Origin of the sequence: Thermoanaerobacterium thermosaccharolyticum DSM 571 (assembly GCF_000145615.1) — a bacterium.
GTDB lineage: Bacteria > Bacillota > Thermoanaerobacteria > Thermoanaerobacterales > Thermoanaerobacteraceae > Thermoanaerobacterium > Thermoanaerobacterium thermosaccharolyticum.
Genome location: NC_014410.1, coordinates 376,691 through 397,916, shown reverse-complemented (window position 1 = coordinate 397,916; position 21,226 = coordinate 376,691). Strand labels below are relative to the sequence as shown.

Sequence of the window (21,226 nt, the reverse complement as noted above, 5' to 3'; positions counted from 1 at the left end):
TCGCTGACGAGGGCATCCCCAAAATCAATTTACACTTTAGTAAAATCAAATTTTCCGTCTTTCAGCTTCACTAAAATTTTATCACCGGATTTTACTTCACCTTTCAACATCAATTCTGAAAGCTCACTTTCAACAACTTTTTGTATAGCCCTTCTTAAAGGTCTTGCACCATACGTTACATCATAGCCTTCTTTTAAAAGCTCCTCTTTAGCATCATCTGTAAATTCAAGGCTAATATTATTGTCCTTCAGTCTCTTATTTAAATCAGCTATCATCAAATCAGTAATTTTTCTTATGTCGTCCTGTGTCAATTGACGGAATACGATAATATCATCTATCCTGTTTAGAAACTCAGGCCTAAATGACTTTTTGAGCTCATCTAAGATGTTTTCTTTCATCTTTTCGTATGATGCCTTATTTTCTTCGCCTTCAGGCATAAATCCTAAAGTTGTCTGCTTCTTTATAAGCTGTGCACCAACATTAGAAGTCATTATTATAAGCGTATTCTTAAAGTCTACTGTCCTGCCTTTTGAATCCGTTAGCCTTCCATCGTCTAAAATCTGCAGAAGTATATTGAAGACATCAGGATGCGCCTTTTCAATCTCATCAAAGAGAATCACAGAATATGGTTTCCTTCTTATTTTCTCTGTAAGTTCTCCGCCTTCTTCATATCCTACATATCCAGGAGGTGAGCCAATAAGCCTTGAAACAGAGAATTTTTCCATATATTCTGACATATCTATTCTAACTATTGCTGACTCATCGCCAAACATGGCTTCGGCTAATGCTTTGCTAAGCTCTGTCTTGCCAACACCAGTTGGTCCCAAGAATATGAACGATCCGATAGGTCTTCTAGGATCTTTTAATCCAACTCTTGCCCTCCTTATTGCTCTTGCTACAGCGTCAACTGCTTCATCCTGTCCTATTACACGTTTGTGTAGGATCTCCTCTAAATGCAGAAGCCTCTCTGACTCTTCTTGAGCCAATTTTTGTGTTGGAATTCCAGTCCACAGTGATACAATCTGAGAAATCTCCTCAGCACCGACGCTTTTATCTTTTACCAATGAATTCTGCTGCCACTTTGATTTTAAATTCTCCAACTGTTCTTTTATCTTTTGCTCTTCATCCCTTATTTTAGCAGCCTTTTCGTACTCTTGCGTTCTAATTGCCTCTTCTTTATCCTTATTCAACATATTTAATTTTTCTTCTAACTCTTTTATCTCTGGTGGAGCTGTAACTGTTTTTAATCTTACCCTTGATGCAGCTTCATCTATAAGATCTATAGCCTTGTCAGGCAGATATCTATCTGTTATATACCTGTGTGAAAGTTTTGCAGCAGCCTCAATAGCTTCATCCGTAATTTTTACTCTGTGGTGTGCCTCATATTTATCTCTAAGCCCTTTTAATATTTCAATCGTTTCTTCTACAGACGGCTCTTCAACCATTATAGGTTGAAATCTTCTTTCGAGCGCTGGGTCTTTCTCAATGTATTTCCGATACTCATCTATAGTCGTCGCACCTATTACTTGTATTTCTCCTCTTGCAAGGGCAGGTTTTAAAATATTGGATGCATCTATTGCGCCCTCAGCAGCACCAGCTCCTATTATTGTGTGTAACTCATCTATGAACAGTATGACATTTCCTGCCTTTATGACTTCATTTAAAACATTTTTTAGCCTATCCTCAAATTCTCCTCTATATTTTGTGCCTGCAACCATTGAAGCCATATCCAAAGTTACAACACGTTTACCTTTAAGGATTTCTGGTATTGTACCGCTTTCAATTGCTTCCGCCAATCCTTCAGCAATTGCTGTTTTTCCAACTCCAGGCTCTCCTATAAGACATGGGTTATTTTTAGTTCTTCTGCTTAATATCTGTATTACTCTTTCTATTTCTTTTTCACGCCCTATAACTGGATCCAACTTCCCTTCTCTAGCGAGATCCGTTAGATCCCTTCCAAACTGGTTTAAATTAGGTGTATTAGTATTTTTAGCCCTTTGTGCCTTATTTGCGGCACCAGAAGGTTCTTCACTGACCATCTTTACTATCTCTTCTCTAACTCTGTTAAAATCCACACCTAACTCCATCAATATCCTTACTGCTACACCTTCGCCTTCTCTTATTAACCCTAATAAAATGTGCTCTGTACCAATATAATTCGTATTAAATCTCCTGGCCTCAGCAAAACTAAGCTCTAAAACCCTCTTTGCTCTAGGAGTATATCCCACAACATCTCCTGGTACATTGCCCATTCCAATCAAAGTCTCTACCTTTGCCCTTATATCATCATACGTTACACCGAGATTTTTAAGAACTCTCGATGCTATTCCATCTTCTTCTTTAATAAGACCTAAAAGAATGTGCTCTGTTCCCACATAATTGTGATAGAGAGAACGTGCCTCCTCTTGTGCCTGATAAAGCACTTTCTGTGCCTTCTCTGAAAATCTTCCAAACATTGCCATTACAATGCACCTCCTGTTATATTAACTTCTGATTAATTTTGATACATATTCAGCTCTCTTTACATCTCTCTCATATGGTTCCAACTGCTTCCCTATTATTTTTTGTAAATTTCCTGGCTGAATATGTGTTGTTATTTCATCTATTTTTTGAATGTCTATGTTTATAATGTTTAAAACAGCACCTAACCTTACATCTGAAATAAGCCTCATAAATTCCTGCGTCGACATGACTTTTGCATTTGTCAGAAGTCCATACGCTCTTCCTATCCTGTCTTCAATTTGTACTTTTCTTCTCTTATACAGATCTTCTCTAGCTTTTCTTTCATTGTTTATAATCTGTTTTACAATTCCTTCCAAATTTTCAATTATCTCAATTTCACTCTGACCTAAAGTAACCTGATTAGATATCTGATAAATATCACCTAATGACTGAGTGCCCTCTCCGTACATTCCTCTTACAGCTATGCCGATTTTCGACACAGAGTTAAGTATATTTCCTATTTGGCCTGTTATTGTAAGAGCCGGAAGGTGCACCATTACAGATGCTCTTATACCAGTTCCAACATTCGTAGGGCATGCTGTAAGATAACCTAATTTTTCATTAAAAGCATAACTTAAGTTTTCTTCTATCAAATCATCTATCTTATCAGCCAGATCCCAAGCTTCTTTCAAATTAAGACCGTTAAAAATCGTCTGTATCCTCAGATGGTCTTCCTCATTAATCATTATACTGATAGTACCATCATTTTTAATAAGGGCACTGCCATTTTTTGTATTCTGAGCAAGATCGGGACTTATCAAGTGTCTTTCGACAAGAGACTGCCTCTCTAAAGGAGTTATTTTTTTCATGTCGTATTCAGAAAACTGTGTTGAAAGGATTGTCTTGCTGTCAAATATGGCCTTTTTCACCAATTCCTTCACTTTGTCTGCTTCACTCTCCGTCATAACGGACGGAAAAGGAATGTCACTTAAATTCCTAGCAAGTCTGATTCTGCTGGATATCACAACATCATTATCGTGATCAAACATTTCTGCCACCTACTTTCCGTACTTTTTCTCAAGTTCTCTGATTTTATCCCTTAATTTGGCTGCCTCTTCAAAGGCTTCCTCTTTTACTGCTTTTTCAAGCTTTGCTTTCAACTCCTCTATTTCCCTCTTTGCCCTTAAAACGCCACCTGTTTTTCTTGGAATCTTCCCTCTATGTCCAATACTTCCATGAATTCTCCTTATAAGTGGATTCAATTCATCTGCAAATGAATCATAGCATCTGCTGCATCCAAGCCTTCCTGTTTCCCTAAATCTATCATATGTCATACCGCAATTATCACACTTAAGCTGTTCTTCCACGTAAGTACTTCCTGTATTAGGCAGAAAATTCATAAGTCCAGCCAGCAAGTCCTGCACAGAAAATGGTGCAAAATTTACAAATGGAGAGAAAGTTTCGCTGTTTAATAAACCCTCTTCCTGGGCACATTGTTCACATAGATTCATCTCCGTCTTTACACCATTAATTATTTGCGTATAATGAACTGTAGCTGGTCTTTCTTTACATTTATCACACAACATTTTAACCACTCCTTTCAATTATTTGAAAGCTCAGCAAGCATAACTTTTAAAAGTATTGCTCGCAATATTGGCTTTTCATATTGTGATACAGGCAGTATCTTTTCATTCAATACAGATTTCATCAATGCTGCCTCCCTTTCAGTTATCAAATTATGTTCCAATAAAGCATCAATATAAAGCCTGCTTTTGCTTTCCGTAATGTTGTCACCTATATCTGAAATAAGTTTTGATACCCAATCCTTTGAAACTGGCTTTTTAATTATTTTTATATATCCTCCACCACCACGTCTACTTTCAATGATGTATCCATTAGATAGATTAAACCTTGTTTCTAATACGTAATTTATTTGTGATGGTGCGCAGTTAAAGATGTTAGCAAGTTCATTCCTTTTAATTTCTACATATTCTTCATCAGCTTCTTCAATCAAGCTTTTTATAAAATCTTCAATCAAATCGCTTAACCTTGCCATCCCATCACCACTTTTCTTACTTTGACTTTCTTTGACTTTCACTTACTATTTTATTCCTTTTTTATGATACGTCAACAGTAATTTTAAGCTATTTTACCATAATTATCTTGATTAAACGCTGTTTAATTTATATTAACTTTTATTTATTTATTTTTCCTCGTCACTGCTTTTATTTTCACCTATACACGTATCATAATTACAGTAAAAATCATTATAAATATCTATATATTCATCGTTTTTTTCAGTCATCTTTAATTTCGAATATATTCTAAATATTTTATTAATATCAGTATTCATATTAAAATATTCATAATCATGATAATTGTATGTCTTAGAAAGTCTGCTATTTAAATACATAAAAAACCTCCTTTAATAGATTTTATACTATATTTTTAGCAAAGGAGGCTAATTCATACTATAAAATTTTATTTAATTTTTTCTCTAATTCAACTAAATCTACATTTAAATTAGCAACTTTAGTGTCCATCGCTGCCTTAGCGACATTTGCGGCTACCGTCTTAGCTACTCTTTTGTCAAATGCCTTTGGTATTATATAATCTTCTTTTAATTCTTCATCAGAGACCAAGCTTGCAATAGCATATGCAGCTTGAATCTTCATTTCCTCATTGATTTCCGTTGCCCTTACTTCAAGTGCACCTCTAAATATACCAGGAAAAGCCAGAACATTATTTATCTGGTTAGGAAAATCAGACCTTCCTGTTCCAATCACTCTTGCACCACCTTCTTTAGCCACATCCGGATATATCTCGGGTACCGGATTTGCCAGTGCAAATACAATTGCATCGCTATTCATTGCCTTTACCATGTCTTTTGTTACAATGTTAGGAGCGGATACTCCTATAAATACATCAGCACCAATAAGAGCATCTTTCAATGTACCTTTTAATTTATCCTTATTCGTAATTTTAGCTATTGATATTTTTGATGAGTCCGTATCTTGTCTTTCTTCGTATATGATGCCTTTTCTGTCACACAAAATGACATCGCCGATTCCAGCACTTATAAGCAGTTTTGCAATAGCTATCCCTGCCGCACCCGCACCGTTTATCACCGCTTTTATACTTTTAAGATTTTTGTTTACAATCTTTAAGGCATTAATTAATCCGGCAAATACAACTACAGCCGTCCCGTGCTGGTCATCATGAAATACAGGAATTTTAAGAGCTTTTTTTAACCTTTCCTCGATTTCAAAACACCTAGGTGCCGATATATCTTCAAGATTTATTCCACCAAAAGTTGGCGATATGTTTATAACCGTTTCAACGATTTTATCCACATCTTTTGTCCCAATGCATATTGGAAATGCATCAATTCCGCCAAATTCTTTGAATAAGACAGCTTTTCCTTCCATGACAGGCATTCCTGCCATTGCCCCTATATCCCCCAATCCTAATACAGCAGAACCGTCTGTAACAACTGCTACAAAATTTCCTTTGTTTGTGTAGTCGTATATCATGTCAGGGTTTTTATGTATCTCTTTACACGGCTCGGCAACACCAGGCGTATACGCCAGCGACAAATCTTTTGAATCATTGACTGGCACTTTACTTAAAATGCTTATCTTCCCTTGGTTATCCTTATGTAATTTCAGCGCTTCTTCTCTTAAATCCATTATTACCCTCCTTAAAGTATACAGTATATTAAGAATATTATATATCATAATCATCCTAATATCTATCACTTTAGACTGGTAAATAGATAAAATATACTGTAAATACTCCAAAATTCGCAATTTAATGTCTTGTTTTTTTATGTATTTTCTGCTTAAATATATCAATCGTTAAAAATAGGGCTTAAAGCTACATACTTTAAGCCCTATACATTTACACCTGAACTTTTTTTCTCGCTTCTATTACTTTTTCAGCAACAACAGATGGAGCCTCCTCATAACGAGCGAAGGACATCTTGAATTCTCCTCTTGCATGCGTTAATGACCTCAAATCGGTAGCATACTTAGCCATTTCAGCCTGAGGCACTTCCGCTGTCACTACTTCCATCTCTCCTTCAGACTCCATTCCCAGTATACGGCCTCTTCTTTTATTTAAATCTCCAATGACATCTCCCATATACTCCTCAGGAACTGTTACCTCAACATGCATTATGGGCTCCAGCAAGACTGGATTTGCCTCCTCCATTCCTTTTTTAAACGCTATGGATGCAGCCACCTTAAACGCCATCTCAGATGAATCTACTGGATGATAAGAGCCATCCAAAAGAGTAGCCTTTATATTTACAACGGGATACCTAGCCAGTACACCTTCTTTTATACATTCTCTAAGCCCTTTTTCAACTGCAGGAATATACTGCTTTGGAACAGCACCACCGAATATCTTATCTTCAAATTTAAATTCTCCCTCTTTGTAGGGTTCAAATTCTATCCAGACATGACCATACTGTCCATGCCCGCCAGTTTGTTTTTTATGCTTGCCTTCCACCTTCGATTTGCCCTTGATTGTTTCCCTATATGGTATTATGGGCTCTGTAAGAACACATTCTACGCCAAATTTGCTTTGCAATTTTTTAGATAGTACTTCTATATGCTGTTCACCCATGCCATAAACTATAACCTGTCCTGTTTCCACATTCTTCTCGACTTTAAATGTCTGATCTTCTTCCTGAAGCCTTTGCAATCCGCTGCTAATCTTATCTTCATCACCTTTCGCTTTTGGCTCGATCGCCAATGCTAAAGTTGGTTCAGGAAACGAAATCGGGCCAAACTCTACCTGATTTGCCGGATCGCATAGGGTATCACCTGTCATGGTAAATTGTAATTTTGCACATGCTCCAATATCGCCAGCAACAAGCTTTGAAACAGGCATCTGTTTCTTCCCTCTCAGTATATAAAGCTGACCAATTTTTTCATTTGCTTTCTTTGTGCCATTAAATACAGTTGAATCAGATGTAATAAAGCCAGATATGACTCTAAAGATTGACAGCTTTCCAACAAATGGATCTGCTATCGTCTTAAATACAAATGCTGAATACGGCTTATTTACATCAGATACAGCACCAAATTTATTGACCTCATCAGGTGATGGTAAAACATCTGTCATTATATTTAATAATACATCTATACCTATATTTTTTAAGCTTGAACCACAGATGACAGGAAAAATATCCCTGCTTTTTACTCCTTCCTTTAACCCATGAAGAAGTTCATCCTTTGAAAGTTCTTCTCCCGCAAAAAACTTTTCCAACAGTGCCTCATCATTCTCTGCAATATCCTCTATAAGTTCCTCCCTGAATTTTTGTGCATTTTCTTCCATATCTTTAGGCACATCAGCCTCTTCAATTCCTTTTTGATTGTAAACGTATGCTTTATTTGTGATAAGGTCTACATAACCAGTGAAACTGTGTTCACTTCCAATTGGCAGTGTCATCGGTACAACTTTGTTTCCAAATTTATCTCTTAACTGGTTTAATGTCTTATAATAATCAGCATTTTCTCTATCCATCTTATTTATAAATATTACTGTGGGGAGATTTTCCTCTTCTAGTATGTGAAACGATTTTTCAGTGCCAACTTCAACCCCTGATGCAGCACAAACAACTAATACAGCACTATCGGCAGCTTTTAAACCGCTTATAACTTCACCAAAAAAATCAAAATATCCTGGTGTGTCAAGAACATTTAACTTGTAATCTTTCCATTCAATCGGAATTACAGAAGTAGATATTGAAAATTGTCTCGAAATTTCCTCAGGATCATAATCAGATACTGTTGTTCCGTCTTCTACGCGCCCAATCCTATCTATGGCTTTTGCATTGTACAGTAATGCTTCTGTCAGCGTCGTCTTTCCAGCTCCACCGTGCGAAACCAATCCAACATTTCTTATTTGTTGCGTTTTATAATCTTTCATATATATCCCCCTATCTTATTGCTTTAATATTATAATTCTATACTTATCTTAAATTTCCTTTTTATATTTAAAAATTTTTTAAAAAAAACCTCTGGTATATTATTATATTACCAGAGGTTTTCAATCATTCACCAATTATATCGTATAAAATTTTTCTTGACGCATCTTCAATTTCGTCAGGTGTCGACATGTTCAAAACCATTTCTGTAAACTCTTTTGCTTTCTCGTAAGATACATTTCGTATTATGTTCTTTATATTTGGTATAGAGCTTGCGCTCATTGAAAATTCATCAAGACCCAGTCCCAAAAGAATAACTGTTGTAAGTGGATCACCAGCCATTTCACCGCACATAGCAGTAAATATTCCTTCTTTGTGGGATGCATCTATTACATTTTTAATAAGTCTGAGAATTGCAGGATTAAACGGCTTATAGTAGTCCTTTATTCTTTCATTCATTCTATCAACTGCAAGCGTATACTGGCACAGATCGTTTGTGCCTATACTAAAGAAGTCAACTTCTTTAGCTAATATATCAGCGGTCACGGCTGCAGACGGTATCTCAACCATTATGCCAACTTTTATATTTTTATCGTATTTTATGCCTTTTGTATCCAGTTCTTCTTTTACTTCATTCAAAATCGCATTTGCTTTTCTGACTTCAACAACAGAAGAAATCATAGGATACATAATTAAGATGTTTCCATACGCACTAGCCCTAAGCAAAGCCCTAAGCTGAGTCTTAAACATCTCCTTTTCATCAAGGCAAAGCCTTATAGCCCTATAGCCAAGAAATGGATTCATTTCATCTGGCATATTTAAATATGGTAACTTCTTATCGCCACCGATGTCCAAAGTCCTTATTGTAACAGGCTTTCCATTCATCTTCTCAGCTACATATTTATACGCTTCAAACTGTTCTTCTTCACTTGGAAAATCATTTCTGTTCATGTACAAAAATTCAGTTCTAAATAAGCCTATACCTTCCGCTCCATTTTTCAAAGCGCCCTCTACATCTTTAGGTGTACCGATATTTGCAACTAGCATAGATTGTTTTCCATCTGTTGTCACGGCAGGCAAATCTTTAAGTTCTTTTAACTTTTCAATTCTAATTTTGTATTTATTTAATTTATCTTCATATTCTTTAAGAATATCGTCGCTTGGATTTATTATCACTATGCCTTCGCTTCCATCGACAATAGCAATCTCACCGCCAGCTACATTCTGTGTGACATTTCCAGTACCAACTACTGCTGGTATCTCTAAAGAACGAGCCATAATCGCTGTATGTGATGTCCTGCCGCCAACATCCGTAGCAAACCCCAATACTTTATCTTTTTTCATAGTCGCAGTATCTGATGGCGTCAAATCTTTAGCAATTATTATCACATCTTCATCCAGCTCCGATAAATTCACATTTACTATACCCAGAAGATTATTTATTATCCTGCTTCCTACATCTCTTAAATCAACAGCTCGCTCTTTTAGGTACTTGTCATCTAAAGATTCCATCATGGAAGCATGCTGCTCTATTACTTGGTTTACCGCATTATCAGCTGTTATAAGCTCATTTTTGATCATATTTACGACAGCGTCAAAAAGCTCAGGGTCATTTGCTAGCATCAAATGTGCCTCAAAAATTTGAGCCTTATCTTTGCCAAACTCCCTTTCTGTCTTCTCTTTAATTTTCTCTATTTGTTCTTTTGTTAATTTAATTGCATTTTCAAATTTTGCAATCTCATCTTCTACCATGGATGCATCGATATTTCGGGTGTTAATTTCAGCAAATTTTTTTGTGTATAGAAATACTTTGCCCATTGCAATACCCGGTGATGCTGCAACACCTTTTAACATGTCTTTTCCTCCTCATCAAGCTTTAATAGATATTATAACATAATCATAATATAAATTTAAGTGTATTTGACATTATAGCCATTTAGTAGGCTAATATTAATTATTGCATGTCAAGTGCAAATAGTTAATTATTAAAAAAAATAGTTCATTCTTTACACAGTATTGTCACAAAACTATCAATTTCATCCCACCTTTACAATATAATATCATAAAAATTAAATTTATTCATCTTACTTAATTCTATTATACTATAAATCCATCATGTAATGTATAAATGCCGGTTTACACCGGCATTTATTATGAAGCTTTTTCCATATCATCAATATTTTCTTCATTGTGACTATATAATTCAAAAATAGATTTTTCTGCTTCGTAACACAGCGAAATAACTTCTTCCGTAAATGCATTTACAACCTTTGCTCTATATTCCCTACTAAATATAAATTTTAATATCTCCATTTTGAATTCCTCCTCAACTTATCATTTATCTATATTGTACCCACTCAAAATGAAGATATTATGAAGATTTTTATTTATATTTCATATACTGCAACTCTGTCTCTACCTTTTGTTTTGCAGCCAGCGTAAAGGGCCCTATCAGCATGGCTTATAAGCTTTTCAGCCGACTCCGCTTTATTAGGATAGTCAGCAACACCAGCACTTACAGTTATAGTGATATCACCCACATCAGTCTTTATTGGCTTCGATGATACCTCATATCTTATTCTTTCTGCTATTACACAAGCTTGTTCTGCTGTAAGATTCGGCAATATCACGGAAAATTCTTCACCACCATACCTTGCAACAATGTCATTGTTCCTTACGCAGCTTTTAATCCTAGATGCTATTTCACACAGCACAATATCACCGATCACATGACCATATGTGTCATTTATGTTCTTAAATTTATCCACATCTAACATTATAAGGCTAACCGGCATTTTATCCTCCGCCGACTTTGTTATGCTGTTGTGCAATATCTGATCGAAAAACCTCCTATTGTAAGTTTTCGTCAGGGGGTCAGTAATTGATTTTTTTCTTATTTCAAAATATCTTTTCGCATTCATAATTGCTATTGATGACTGTTCTGATAGCGCCTCCATTATCTTGAGAGATTCGCCGTCAAAAGCATTAACTTCATTTTGAAAGACTGAAAGGCAACCAATTATTTTATCTGTATTTTTAATAGGGACTACAATTGCAGAATCAAAATAATCAGATATATTTCTGTCAAAATAGTACTTATCTCGTTTTAAATTGTCTATTATGACAGACTTTCCTTCATATACAGCTTTTCCTATGAGCCCTTCGTTATTCATATACACATCTTTAAAAGCACTTTTGGCTTCATCAGAGCACTTTATCTTCTCATTAACCAAAAAGCCATTTTCATCCTTTAAGTAGATGGCAATACCTGAAACAGTCACAACCTTCTCCGTTTCATAGACAATTGCTTCCAAAGTTTTATCTAAGTCTAATTTTGAATTGATGATCTTAACCATCTCGTACAGAGCATTAAGCCTTTGATTTGCTTTGTAGAGGTCTCTAAACGCTTTGATAAAATAAGCTAATAAAATCAAAGGTATCACATGATAAAAAAATATATATGTTCCATATTTTAAATACACATTTGCAAAAAATATGGCAAAAGGTATCATTACAAAATAAGAAACCAGCTCTAATATAGAACTTTCAGTCCAATACTTTTTAAACAACATTTTCCCTTGAAATTTCAATGCATAATACAATATAAAATAATTTATGACAAAGCTAGCTAGGACATATATTATTATATATTTTAATTGATTTAAAGAAAATTGCCCAAATTTCCCACCCAAAAGCTCATAAATATGTCCCGCAGTTATATAGGTAATCGAAAACATTGCCCCATTTAAAAATCCATTTTTAATTTTTTTCCTGAAAAATATTGTTTCAATCATGATCGACAGAACAGCTAAAAGCGTAGATGATTCTGTCCCATATATCAAGAACGAAGCTATCGTAATCACAGGGCTTATAGACAGTTTAATATCTGTATACTTAATTCCTAAATTATCAAGTATAAGCATGATAACCAGCAATAGAGAAAATAATTTTATATCTATTCTTAAACCATATCTGATGCAGGAAAATATCAACAGTGAAAAACCCGCTGTAATTAAAAGTGAATCAAAGATTACTTCCCTTTTTTTTAACATTTTTAACCCCTCTTGACTTAATTAATGAGTTATTCGACACAAATTAAAAAAATCCTTCATTGTTAATAAACAAAATTTTATACACAAATGAAATTATATCATACATATCATTCATAATATGTCGTTTTTTGAGATGGTGCAAAAAAATCTCCCAAAATCGGGAGATTTTTTGATTATGATTTATTTTAACCGCATTTTGAATATCCACAGTTTTTGCAGACAACGCATCCACCTTCGTGCTCAATCTCACTGCCACATTCAGGGCAAAAATGATCTTCATGTGAATCATCTGTAAATGCCGCATAAAGTTCTTCTTCATCGTCATACTTGTCGCTGCTTCCGTTTATAGGCACATCAATAGGAGCGAAATTCTCATTTTCTTCAACTTTTAATTTCATCACTTTTTCTATTACCTTTGCTATCGCATCAGGACATGAAAGCACTTTAATTTCCTTATTGTTTGCCATCTGCCTTAATGTCGAATGACATCTTATGCCTTTTAATTGTTCTACAATAGATTTGGCATCTAATCCTGATCTCAACGCAATAGATATCAATCTGCTTGTAGCTTCTGACTGTGACGGACACCCACCTGCACGTCCTAAATTTGTAAATACCTCACATATCCCATTGTCATCGTAATTCACCGTTATATACAAATTTCCGCAGCCTATTCTCACCTTTTCAGTGATTCCTTTTGTAACTGGCGGCCTTGGCCTTGGCACGATTTGGTTCTTTTTGATGTCAGACTTTTTATCGCTCTTTGTTTCTTCCTTTTTATCCTTCTTTATACCCAGATTCAACACCTGAGAATCACGGCTTCCATCACGATAAATAGTGACACCTTTAAGCCCTAATCTATATGCAAGCTCATAGACTTCTCTTACATCATCAACTGTTGCATCATGTCTAAAATTAACTGTTTTTGATACCGCATTATCAACATGCTTTTGAAAAGCTGCTTGCATCCTTATATGCCAAACAGGGTCGATGTCATGAGCAGTCACAAATACTTTTTTTACATCATCAGGAATGCTATCAATTCCCTTTAAGGTTCCTTGTTCTGCTATCTTTTTCATCAATTCGTCTGAGTAAAAGCCTCTTTTTAAAGCAACCTCTTTAAAAATAGGGTTTACTTCCACCAGTTGAGTATTGTCCATTACATTTCTTGTCATAGCTATGGCAAATAAAGGCTCAATTCCACTGGACGTCCCTGCAATTATAGATATTGTGCCTGTAGGTGCTATCGTTGTAGTTGTCGCATTCCTGAGCTTAATGTTTTTATCCTTGTATATGCTTTTATCGAAGTACTTAAAAACGCCTCTCTTTTTTGCAAGTTCCATTGATGCCTTTTTAGACTCTTCATCGATGAACTTCATTAATTTATCGGCAAATTCTACAGCCTCTTCTGAATTGTACGGTATATTTAGCATAAGCAGCATATCAGCAAAGCCCATGACTCCTAAGCCTATTTTTCTGGTACCCTTAGTCATCTCGTCTATCTGTGGCAGTGGATATTTATTTGCATCTATGACATTATCAAGAAAATGTACAGCATTATGTACGGTATCTCTTAATTTGTCATAATCAACTTCATATTTGCCATTTTCCTCCTTTAGCATATTTTTAAGATTTATAGACCCTAAGTTACAGGATTCATATGGTAAAAGTGGTTGTTCACCACAATTATGTATAATTATACCATTAGCGTCAAATGAATTAATCCCAGGTACTTGTACATCATAAACATCTTCAAATCCGCTTTCTTTAATATCTAAAACTCTTGCTACAAACCGTTCTTGATGAGAACCCTTTTTATATGATGATAAAAGAGTATTTAATCTATGCATTTTTTTAAGATCTTGGAAGCCTATCCGTTTTGCATAAATTTCTATATTATCACCGCTAATACATAACTCATGTTGTGGCTTTATTTTATATTCTTTTAGACTTCCTTTTCCATCAGGCATTAGTTTCATAGAAGCTTTTCTTCTGTTAACGTATATCTTACTTACAATGCCTAAACGCAATAACATCCTTTGCACCGCTTTTAAAAGATCTAAATCGCTCTGCGCAAGTCGTATACTTGCACCTTTTTCTGGGCTACCTTGAACAGAAGCATCACAATCAAAAAGTCCCCTAATAAAACCTATGTAAGCACTTGACGACATTTTTTCTAATTCAGGAGTTACTGTTTTAAATCCATTGTGCATTCCCATTTTAAGCGCCAAGTCTCTTAATGATGCTAATTTTAGCCTGTATTCATTTCGCCCTTTTATTTCCATCCACCCTGTAAAATCTCTGCGATGCGGCAGTCTCATTGCGCAATCCAAAGCATATTGCATAACATTATCAACGCCACAATTGTTCACATCTCCTACAGCTTTTCCTTCTTTCCAAACGGAAAGTATTGCAGTATCTCTTTTAAGAACACCATCACCGACTAGTAGTCCTAATAGATATCCATCTCCTTCGTCAAGTTCCCCTGACCAACCAATTAAATTTCTGTTATTATTAAGAATAATTTTATCTCCAGGTTTTAGTTCTATCGCAGAAACCCATTCAGTTTTCATTTCATTTAAGCTACTATCTACGACTTTTAATATTTTGTGATCATCAGTTAATCTTATAGAGTACCCTTCAATCGTCTCAACTAAAACAATATGTTTATGCCCCGTTTTAAAGAAACCTTCATTTGTAGTTCTATAGAACCGGCCATTTATAACAGCTTCAAAAGGCTTACCAATTAAATCATTTACTTGCTTTGGCCCTTCTGTAGTCATTACCCACGTATCCCCTGTGACACACGGATTTGTTGACTCAATTTCACCTATTGCCGGTGTCGGATTTTTTTCGTTTATTCGGTCTAAAAATACAATTCCCGGCTCACCATTTTTCCAGGCCATCTCAACAATGAGCTCAAATACTTCTCTCGCATTAAGCTTATTAACAACCTTTTTCGTATGGGGATCTACAAGATCGTAGTCTTCGCCAGATTCAACGGCTTTCATAAAATCCTCTGTTATGCCGACGCTTATATTAAAATTAGTTATTTCATTGTTATCCTGCTTGCATTGAATAAATTCAAGAATATCAGGATGGTCTATCCTTAATATACCCATGTTGGCCCCACGGCGCGTACCACCCTGTTTCACGGCTTCCGTCGCAGAATTAAATACTTTCATAAAACTTACAGGGCCAGATGCAACACCGCCTGTAGACTTGACAGTAGCACCTTTAGGTCTAAGCCTTGAAAAACTAAAGCCTGTACCTCCTCCGCTCTTATGAATGATAGCAGCATACTTTACAGCATCAAATATCTCTTCCATAGAATCCCCAACTGGAAGCACGAAACACGCTGAAAGCTGCCCCAACGGCCTTCCTGCATTCATGAGAGTTGGAGAATTAGGCAAAAAATCTAGATTTGTCATCATATCATAAAATTTATTTTTAAGCTCTTCAATGTTTGCGTTGCTATCGTATTTTTTGTCAATCTCCGAAATAGACTTAGCAACTCTTTCAAAAAGTTCCTCAACAGTCTCAACAACACGTCCATTCTCGTCTTTAGCAAGGTATCTTCTCTCAAGAACCTTCTTAGAATTTTCCGTCAAATTCATCATAAATCTCTCCTTATATGTAGTTGCCTACAATATTTTGTATACCGATAAAGATAATTATACATCTTATTGTGTATTTTAACAAACTCCTCTATCCCGAATTTTATGCTTTTGCCTCTTGATACGCTTTGATTTTTCTTTTTATCTTGAATTTCTAAATCTTTATATCGTCATACACAAATTTAATTTAAAATGTCATAAAAAATTCCCGGAATTACCGGGACATTATTTCCAAAAGTTCATTTACAATGTCTTTATCATATTCTCCATTGACATAACCTCTTCTATAACTATTGTCGCCTTTTGCCACAAGTTCCTTTATGACTTTAGGCCTTTCTATCCATGTACCTACCACATTGAAAGAATCGTCCAGAAAAGCAAATGTTGGTATCTTTGCTTTTCCATCTTCATAAAATGGTTTCATCTCCTCCTCATGGCCTTCTCTTTTCAATATTTTAAAATCAATCTTTGCTACATCACATAGTTTTGCCATGATAGGCACGCTTACTTGACAGTCTGGGCACCAATTCTCTGCAAAAGCCAATACATAGCGAACTTTGTTTTTAAAATTAACTGCAGTTCCATCAAGGGCTATATTATCGTACCTGCTTTTCAATCTCTCTGTAATCTCATTATTCTCGCTTTTAACAAACTCACTAAAACTTACACCATTGTAAAATAGCTGCTTTAGATCCATAATACATCACCTTTCCCACAATTTATCTATTGAAAAGTGAACCTATAACCGTTTTTGCACTAGATAGCGTCATTCCTAGTAAACTACCGCTTCTTGTCATTATTTCGTCCAATGCCTCTACAACTCTGTCAAGCTGTTCTTTTGTAACGATTAAAGGCGGTTCAAACCTTATTACATTTGGATTATTCAAAGTATATGCCGTTATAATATGATGCTTATTTTGCAGTTCACCGGCAACTAATGATCCAAGGTACTCATTTGACAATCTCGATACGGCACCGCCAGATAATTTATCAATTATTCCGCCTTCTGGCTGGTTAAATTCAACACCTATCATGAGGCCCTTTCCTCTCACATCCTTGATGAGCTTGTGCTTTTCCTTCAACTCTTTTAATCTGCCTAAGAAATATTCGCCTTTTTCTTTTGCCGCTTCTGGAAGATTTTTGTCTAAAATGAGTTTTATGGCAGTTATGCCGGCCGCACATGCCAAAGTATTGCCGCCAAATGTTGACGTGTGTAAAAGACATCTGTCCATCGTGCCATAACCTTTCTTCCATACATCATCTTTGGCAATATAGGCGCCAATCGGCATCACACCGCCTCCAAGCGATTTTGCCAAGCACATGATATCAGGCACTACATTTTCATGTTCGCAAGCAAACATCTTGCCGGTTCTTCCAAATCCTGTCTGAACTTCATCAAATATGAGATATGCATCATACTTTGTTGTAAGCTCTCTAACTTCTTTTAAATATCCATCATGTGGCACGATAACGCCGCCTTCACCTTGTATAGGTTCTACTATAAACGCCGCTACATCCTTCCCTTTCAAGGCATCTTCCAGCGCATCAGCATCTCCGTATTCCACTTGTACAGTATCAGGAACAAGCGGTTTAAAATACTTTTGATATTTTTCACGCCCTGTAACAGACAGCGCACCTGCCGACTTCCCATGGAAAGAATTTTTACAGTACACTATTTTATGCTTTCCCGACGCAATTTTTGCAAGTTTTAAAGCTCCTTCAACTGCCTCAGCACCGCTGTTACAGAAAAAGCTCCTTTTCAAATCACCCGGGGTAACCAACGCTAAATCATATGCCAACGCACCAGGAAAATCGTTCACAGCAGCTTGAAGTATATTTGGTAGATCTTTCACCTTTTCTATCGCTTCATATATTTCATCAGGATTATGTCCAAGGTTTAATGCACCGTAGCCACCGAGAAAATCTAAGTACTCATTGCCATCGCTGTCCCAGACCGAGACACCTTTTGCCTTTACAAACAGTTTATCAAACTGCAGCATTGATAGCATTGAGACAAAATTAGAATTAACATACTCTTTATAGTTTTCCCTGACTTGATTTCTATTTAATTTAAGCGCATCATCACAGGTTATGTATTTAGAATTATCTTTCATAAAAAACATCCTTTCTTTAATTTAAACTAACTGTTATCAGTATAAATTTAATTTATTAATGAAAAATATAATTGAACACCAATAAATCATTTGGAGGTGTTTTTGATGTCAATCAGAAAGAGCCACTGGACCAACGTCAAGGGAAACCGAGTGGAATTCGCTGCTGACATCTATAAGTGGGAGACTAGGCATTTCAAGCGTGAAGCAAAATCGCAAAAAGTCCAATACAAATCACACAGCCATGGCACAAGCAAAGATATTAAAAGACCTATGCACGACAAAGTCACATGAGGGAGATACTTCTCCCTCTTATCATCTGCTGTGGTGGTGATGACAGCAATCATCACTGCATTCATGCTGGTCAACAAATTCTATATTGTCAAGCTGCTGTTTTACTCTATTTCTTATCTCCTTAATGTATTCTCTCCTTAACTTTAACTGTTCAAGCTTTTCTTCCTCTGTCAGTCCTTCACTTTTTGATTTATGGTATAAAAAATTTATCCTGTCTATCATCTCTTTTGTTATCATATATCCACCTCATTATCAATTAATAATTATATTATATGACTTTTTTGAAAAAAACAAAAGGCGAGTAATACCCGCCTATATCTTTTTTATTAAGTTTATTAAGTCAAAATTTGTAAATAAATTATTTAAAATCTAATCTCAACTTCCCTCTTTATATCGACAAAGTTTTCTTTCACATCGCAGCAGAATGCATATGCTTCAACACCTGCATCAACAGCATCTTTTAATGCAGATGCAAACTTTTTATCTGTCTTTACATTAGGCGTAAAGTACAGTACGTCGTCCATCTGCACAAGAAAAATGACCGCCGCCCTCATGCCGCTTTCTTTTACCTTTTTAAGTTCCAGCATGTGCTTTGCCCCTCTTTCGGTAGGTGCATCAGGAAACATTACAACACCATTATTCTCAAGAGTAACTCCCTTTACCTCAATATAAAATATCTCTTCATTTTTTGATAACCTAATATCAAATTTGCTGTTTTCGTATGTCTTTTCCCTCTCTATAACATCGTATCCATTAAACTGTTTTATTTTACCTCTCAAAATATTATCCAGCACAACTTTATTAGGCACTTGTGAATCTATTGAAATAAGCCTTGACCCTTTATACACAAACTCTAGCTCATATAGAGTTTTCCGTCCTCTACTTTCCCGTTTTTCCAGCACAACAGTTGCACCCGGCACAAACAATTCTTTGCATCTACCTGTATTGGGGACATGCGTAAGGATTACTTCACCATCAATTTCAACATACGCCAAAAATCTATTTATCCTCTTTACGAATTTGCCTTTGACAGTTGGATTTTCTATAATCATTAAAAAGTCGACCTTCCAAAATTATTTTTCAAAGTCTTTAATATCTACTTCTGCAAAATTTGTAGGAGTCTCCCACAATTTAATACTATAAAGATGGTATCTCTCTGTCCTTAAAAGAGGCTCTAATATCTTCCACGCCCATGTAATAATATTTTCACATGTAGTGTTAAATCCTAAAACATCATTTAAGTACATATGATCCAATTTTTTAACTACTTGATTTTCTACGATGGCTTTTAGCTCAGCAAAATCAATAACGATTCCCTCGTCATTGACGCTGCCTTCTACAGTTACTTCAAGTTTATACGTATGACCGTGTAAATTCTCGCATTTACCATTGTATTTAGTTAAATTGTGAGCACTGTCAAAAGTAAATACTTTTGTTACTTTCATATCTACACCACCTTATACCAATCTCTTTTATACAGTCTGACGCCAATTTTATCAGGCAGCGATTCTACAATATCTGATAATTTCATTCCACCCTTCACAATGTTGGGAGCAATATCATTAAGTGGCACAAGTACAAACGCTCTCTCCCACATTCTCTCATGAGGTATCTTTAAGTCATCATCATTTATAGTTACATCACCATACAACAGTATATCTATGTCAATTGTACGGGGTCCCCATCTTATAAGCCTCTCTCTTCCAAGCTCTTTTTCTACAGTATTAATGACCTTAAGCAGCTCATGGGGCTTAAGTTCCGTCTTTGTCTGTACCACCGCATTTAAAAATTTGCCTTGTTCTTTATATCCAACAGGTTCTGTCTCATAAATGGGAGATACTTTTTCTATGATAACCGAATTCTTTGTAAGCTTAATAAGTGCACTTTTTAAGTATCCTTCCCTATCTCCCACGTTAGAGCCAATCGACATATATGTATCCGTCATCTTACCATCGCATCCGTCATCTTAGCAACCCGTGCCATCTCTTTGACATCGTGCACTCTTACGATATCAGCACCTTTAGATATGCCAATTGCTACTGTCGCAGCAGTACCTTCAACTCTCTCATTGACGTCAAGCTTCAAAACATGGCCTATCATAGACTTTCTGGATGTCCCCAGCAGTATTGGAAATCCTAAAACCTTTAGTTCGTCAAGCCTTTTCATCAATGTCAAATTGTGCTCTAAAGTTTTGCCAAAACCTATACCCGGATCAATCATTATATTTTCCTCTTTTATACCCGCTTTCAACGCTATATCGATGCTTTTTTCTAAAAAGCTTATGACATCTTTCAAAAGATCGTCGTATTCTGCAACATCCTTATTGTGCATGATTACAACGCCTGCACCATAGTCAGCTACAACTTTTGCCATGTCGGGATCCCTTTGCAAGCCCCAAATGTCATTTATAATATGTGCTCCATTTTTAAGCGATTCTTCTGCTACTTTAGATTTCATCGTATCTACTGAAACTATAGTATTTACTTCCTGCAATTTCTTTACAATGTCATTTATCCGTCTAAGCTCTTCTTCAGCCGTCACAGGTTTATAGCCAGGTCTTGATGATTCGCCTCCAACATCTATGATGTCAGCTCCATCTTCAATCATCTTTAAGGCTCTTTCCATGCCTTTCTCTAGCGTATTGTACTTCCCACCATCTGAGAAGGAATCAGGTGTCATGTTCAATATTCCCATTATATAAGTCCTCTTGCCTATTTCAATTTCCTTATCTCTCACCTTTAACAAGCCAGTCATTCATACCACCCTCTCATTCTT

19 protein-coding genes are annotated in these 21,226 nt (G+C 35.8%); 1 reads left to right on the top strand and 18 read right to left on the bottom strand.

Going from position 1 to position 21,226, the window contains the following annotated elements:
• Window positions 1-29: 29 nt before the first annotated feature.
• The 13 genes from TTHE_RS01985 to TTHE_RS01925 all read right to left on the bottom strand — a co-directional run bounded on the left by TTHE_RS01985 (window position 30) and on the right by TTHE_RS01925 (window position 18,160).
• Window positions 30-2,462: an ATP-dependent Clp protease ATP-binding subunit gene (locus TTHE_RS01985; RefSeq protein ID WP_013296945.1), complete on the bottom strand. Its 2,433-nt coding sequence runs from the start codon at window positions 2,460-2,462 to the stop codon at window positions 30-32.
• Window positions 2,463-2,483: 21 nt separating this feature from the next.
• The gene (locus TTHE_RS01980) at window positions 2,484-3,491 is read right to left on the bottom strand and encodes a protein arginine kinase (protein WP_013296944.1); all 1,008 of its coding nucleotides are present in this window, start codon (window positions 3,489-3,491) and stop codon (window positions 2,484-2,486) included.
• 9 nt (window positions 3,492-3,500) lie between these two features.
• Complete coding sequence (locus TTHE_RS01975; protein ID WP_013296943.1) at window positions 3,501-4,028, bottom strand: UvrB/UvrC motif-containing protein; 528 nt, start codon at window positions 4,026-4,028, stop codon at window positions 3,501-3,503.
• Between the two features lie 14 nt (window positions 4,029-4,042).
• The gene (locus TTHE_RS01970; RefSeq protein ID WP_013296942.1) at window positions 4,043-4,498 is read right to left on the bottom strand and encodes a CtsR family transcriptional regulator; all 456 of its coding nucleotides are present in this window, start codon (window positions 4,496-4,498) and stop codon (window positions 4,043-4,045) included.
• 147 nt (window positions 4,499-4,645) lie between these two features.
• Window positions 4,646-4,855 (bottom strand): hypothetical protein, encoded by a 210-nt coding sequence (locus TTHE_RS01965; protein WP_013296941.1) that lies wholly within the window; start codon window positions 4,853-4,855, stop codon window positions 4,646-4,648.
• Window positions 4,856-4,913: 58 nt separating this feature from the next.
• Window positions 4,914-6,131 (bottom strand): NAD(P)-dependent malic enzyme, encoded by a 1,218-nt coding sequence (locus tag TTHE_RS01960; RefSeq protein ID WP_013296940.1) that lies wholly within the window; start codon window positions 6,129-6,131, stop codon window positions 4,914-4,916.
• A 211-nt stretch (window positions 6,132-6,342) separates the two neighbouring features.
• A complete protein-coding gene (gene fusA, locus TTHE_RS01955) occupies window positions 6,343-8,379 on the bottom strand; it encodes an elongation factor G (protein WP_013296939.1) in 2,037 nt (678 codons plus the stop codon).
• Between the two features lie 124 nt (window positions 8,380-8,503).
• On the bottom strand, window positions 8,504-10,231 hold the full coding sequence (ptsP, locus tag TTHE_RS01950; protein WP_013296938.1) for a phosphoenolpyruvate--protein phosphotransferase: 1,728 nt from the start codon (window positions 10,229-10,231) through the stop codon (window positions 8,504-8,506).
• A gap of 297 nt (window positions 10,232-10,528) precedes the next feature.
• The gene (locus TTHE_RS14290; protein ID WP_013296937.1) at window positions 10,529-10,690 is read right to left on the bottom strand and encodes a hypothetical protein; all 162 of its coding nucleotides are present in this window, start codon (window positions 10,688-10,690) and stop codon (window positions 10,529-10,531) included.
• A 74-nt stretch (window positions 10,691-10,764) separates the two neighbouring features.
• Complete coding sequence (locus tag TTHE_RS01945) at window positions 10,765-12,429, bottom strand: sensor domain-containing diguanylate cyclase (RefSeq protein WP_013296936.1); 1,665 nt, start codon at window positions 12,427-12,429, stop codon at window positions 10,765-10,767.
• Window positions 12,430-12,614: 185 nt separating this feature from the next.
• The gene (locus TTHE_RS01935) at window positions 12,615-16,046 is read right to left on the bottom strand and encodes an adenosylcobalamin-dependent ribonucleoside-diphosphate reductase (RefSeq protein ID WP_013296935.1); all 3,432 of its coding nucleotides are present in this window, start codon (window positions 16,044-16,046) and stop codon (window positions 12,615-12,617) included.
• A gap of 214 nt (window positions 16,047-16,260) precedes the next feature.
• Window positions 16,261-16,743 carry a thioredoxin family protein gene (locus tag TTHE_RS01930; protein ID WP_013296934.1) on the bottom strand — a complete coding sequence of 161 codons (483 nt, stop codon included), beginning with the start codon at window positions 16,741-16,743 and terminating at the stop codon, window positions 16,261-16,263.
• A 22-nt stretch (window positions 16,744-16,765) separates the two neighbouring features.
• The gene (locus tag TTHE_RS01925) at window positions 16,766-18,160 is read right to left on the bottom strand and encodes an aspartate aminotransferase family protein (RefSeq protein WP_013296933.1); all 1,395 of its coding nucleotides are present in this window, start codon (window positions 18,158-18,160) and stop codon (window positions 16,766-16,768) included.
• Between the two features lie 105 nt (window positions 18,161-18,265).
• Between TTHE_RS01925 and TTHE_RS01920 the strand changes: the two genes are divergently transcribed.
• Complete coding sequence (locus tag TTHE_RS01920) at window positions 18,266-18,451, top strand: hypothetical protein (protein ID WP_013296932.1); 186 nt, start codon at window positions 18,266-18,268, stop codon at window positions 18,449-18,451.
• Window positions 18,452-18,472: 21 nt separating this feature from the next.
• On the opposite strand, the gene TTHE_RS01915 is transcribed toward TTHE_RS01920, so the two are convergent.
• The 5 genes from TTHE_RS01915 to folP all read right to left on the bottom strand — a co-directional run bounded on the left by TTHE_RS01915 (window position 18,473) and on the right by folP (window position 21,205).
• The gene (locus tag TTHE_RS01915; RefSeq protein ID WP_013296931.1) at window positions 18,473-18,688 is read right to left on the bottom strand and encodes a DUF896 domain-containing protein; all 216 of its coding nucleotides are present in this window, start codon (window positions 18,686-18,688) and stop codon (window positions 18,473-18,475) included.
• 125 nt (window positions 18,689-18,813) lie between these two features.
• Complete coding sequence (sfsA, locus tag TTHE_RS01910; RefSeq protein WP_013296930.1) at window positions 18,814-19,503, bottom strand: DNA/RNA nuclease SfsA; 690 nt, start codon at window positions 19,501-19,503, stop codon at window positions 18,814-18,816.
• Between the two features lie 21 nt (window positions 19,504-19,524).
• A complete protein-coding gene (gene queD, locus TTHE_RS01905) occupies window positions 19,525-19,896 on the bottom strand; it encodes a 6-carboxytetrahydropterin synthase QueD (RefSeq protein WP_013296929.1) in 372 nt (123 codons plus the stop codon).
• 2 nt (window positions 19,897-19,898) lie between these two features.
• Window positions 19,899-20,396 carry a 2-amino-4-hydroxy-6-hydroxymethyldihydropteridine diphosphokinase gene (gene folK / locus TTHE_RS01900; RefSeq protein ID WP_013296928.1) on the bottom strand — a complete coding sequence of 166 codons (498 nt, stop codon included), beginning with the start codon at window positions 20,394-20,396 and terminating at the stop codon, window positions 19,899-19,901.
• Window positions 20,393-21,205 (bottom strand): dihydropteroate synthase, encoded by an 813-nt coding sequence (gene folP, locus TTHE_RS01895; protein ID WP_013296927.1) that lies wholly within the window; start codon window positions 21,203-21,205, stop codon window positions 20,393-20,395. The genes folK and folP overlap by 4 nt, the downstream gene beginning before the upstream one ends.
• Window positions 21,206-21,226: the final 21 nt, after the last annotated feature.

Excerpts from the sequence above, each read along its gene's own strand:
- TTHE_RS01985 (WP_013296945.1), bottom strand. The coding sequence starts at position 2,462 with ATGGCAATGTTTGGAAGATTTTCAGAGAAGGCACAGAAAGTGCTTTAT.
- TTHE_RS01980 (WP_013296944.1), bottom strand. The coding sequence starts at position 3,491 with ATGTTTGATCACGATAATGATGTTGTGATATCCAGCAGAATCAGACTT.
- TTHE_RS01975 (WP_013296943.1), bottom strand. The coding sequence starts at position 4,028 with ATGTTGTGTGATAAATGTAAAGAAAGACCAGCTACAGTTCATTATACG.
- TTHE_RS01970 (WP_013296942.1), bottom strand. The coding sequence starts at position 4,498 with ATGGCAAGGTTAAGCGATTTGATTGAAGATTTTATAAAAAGCTTGATT.
- TTHE_RS01965 (WP_013296941.1), bottom strand. The coding sequence starts at position 4,855 with ATGTATTTAAATAGCAGACTTTCTAAGACATACAATTATCATGATTAT.
- TTHE_RS01960 (WP_013296940.1), bottom strand. The coding sequence starts at position 6,131 with ATGGATTTAAGAGAAGAAGCGCTGAAATTACATAAGGATAACCAAGGG.
- fusA (WP_013296939.1), bottom strand. The coding sequence starts at position 8,379 with ATGAAAGATTATAAAACGCAACAAATAAGAAATGTTGGATTGGTTTCG.
- ptsP (WP_013296938.1), bottom strand. The coding sequence starts at position 10,231 with ATGTTAAAAGGTGTTGCAGCATCACCGGGTATTGCAATGGGCAAAGTA.
- TTHE_RS14290 (WP_013296937.1), bottom strand. The coding sequence starts at position 10,690 with ATGGAGATATTAAAATTTATATTTAGTAGGGAATATAGAGCAAAGGTT.
- TTHE_RS01945 (WP_013296936.1), bottom strand. The coding sequence starts at position 12,429 with ATGTTAAAAAAAAGGGAAGTAATCTTTGATTCACTTTTAATTACAGCG.
- TTHE_RS01935 (WP_013296935.1), bottom strand. The coding sequence starts at position 16,046 with ATGAATTTGACGGAAAATTCTAAGAAGGTTCTTGAGAGAAGATACCTT.
- TTHE_RS01930 (WP_013296934.1), bottom strand. The coding sequence starts at position 16,743 with ATGGATCTAAAGCAGCTATTTTACAATGGTGTAAGTTTTAGTGAGTTT.
- TTHE_RS01925 (WP_013296933.1), bottom strand. The coding sequence starts at position 18,160 with ATGAAAGATAATTCTAAATACATAACCTGTGATGATGCGCTTAAATTA.
- TTHE_RS01920 (WP_013296932.1), top strand. The coding sequence starts at position 18,266 with ATGTCAATCAGAAAGAGCCACTGGACCAACGTCAAGGGAAACCGAGTG.
- TTHE_RS01915 (WP_013296931.1), bottom strand. The coding sequence starts at position 18,688 with ATGATAACAAAAGAGATGATAGACAGGATAAATTTTTTATACCATAAA.
- sfsA (WP_013296930.1), bottom strand. The coding sequence starts at position 19,503 with ATGATTATAGAAAATCCAACTGTCAAAGGCAAATTCGTAAAGAGGATA.
- queD (WP_013296929.1), bottom strand. The coding sequence starts at position 19,896 with ATGAAAGTAACAAAAGTATTTACTTTTGACAGTGCTCACAATTTAACT.
- folK (WP_013296928.1), bottom strand. The coding sequence starts at position 20,396 with ATGACGGATACATATATGTCGATTGGCTCTAACGTGGGAGATAGGGAA.
- folP (WP_013296927.1), bottom strand. The coding sequence starts at position 21,205 with ATGACTGGCTTGTTAAAGGTGAGAGATAAGGAAATTGAAATAGGCAAG.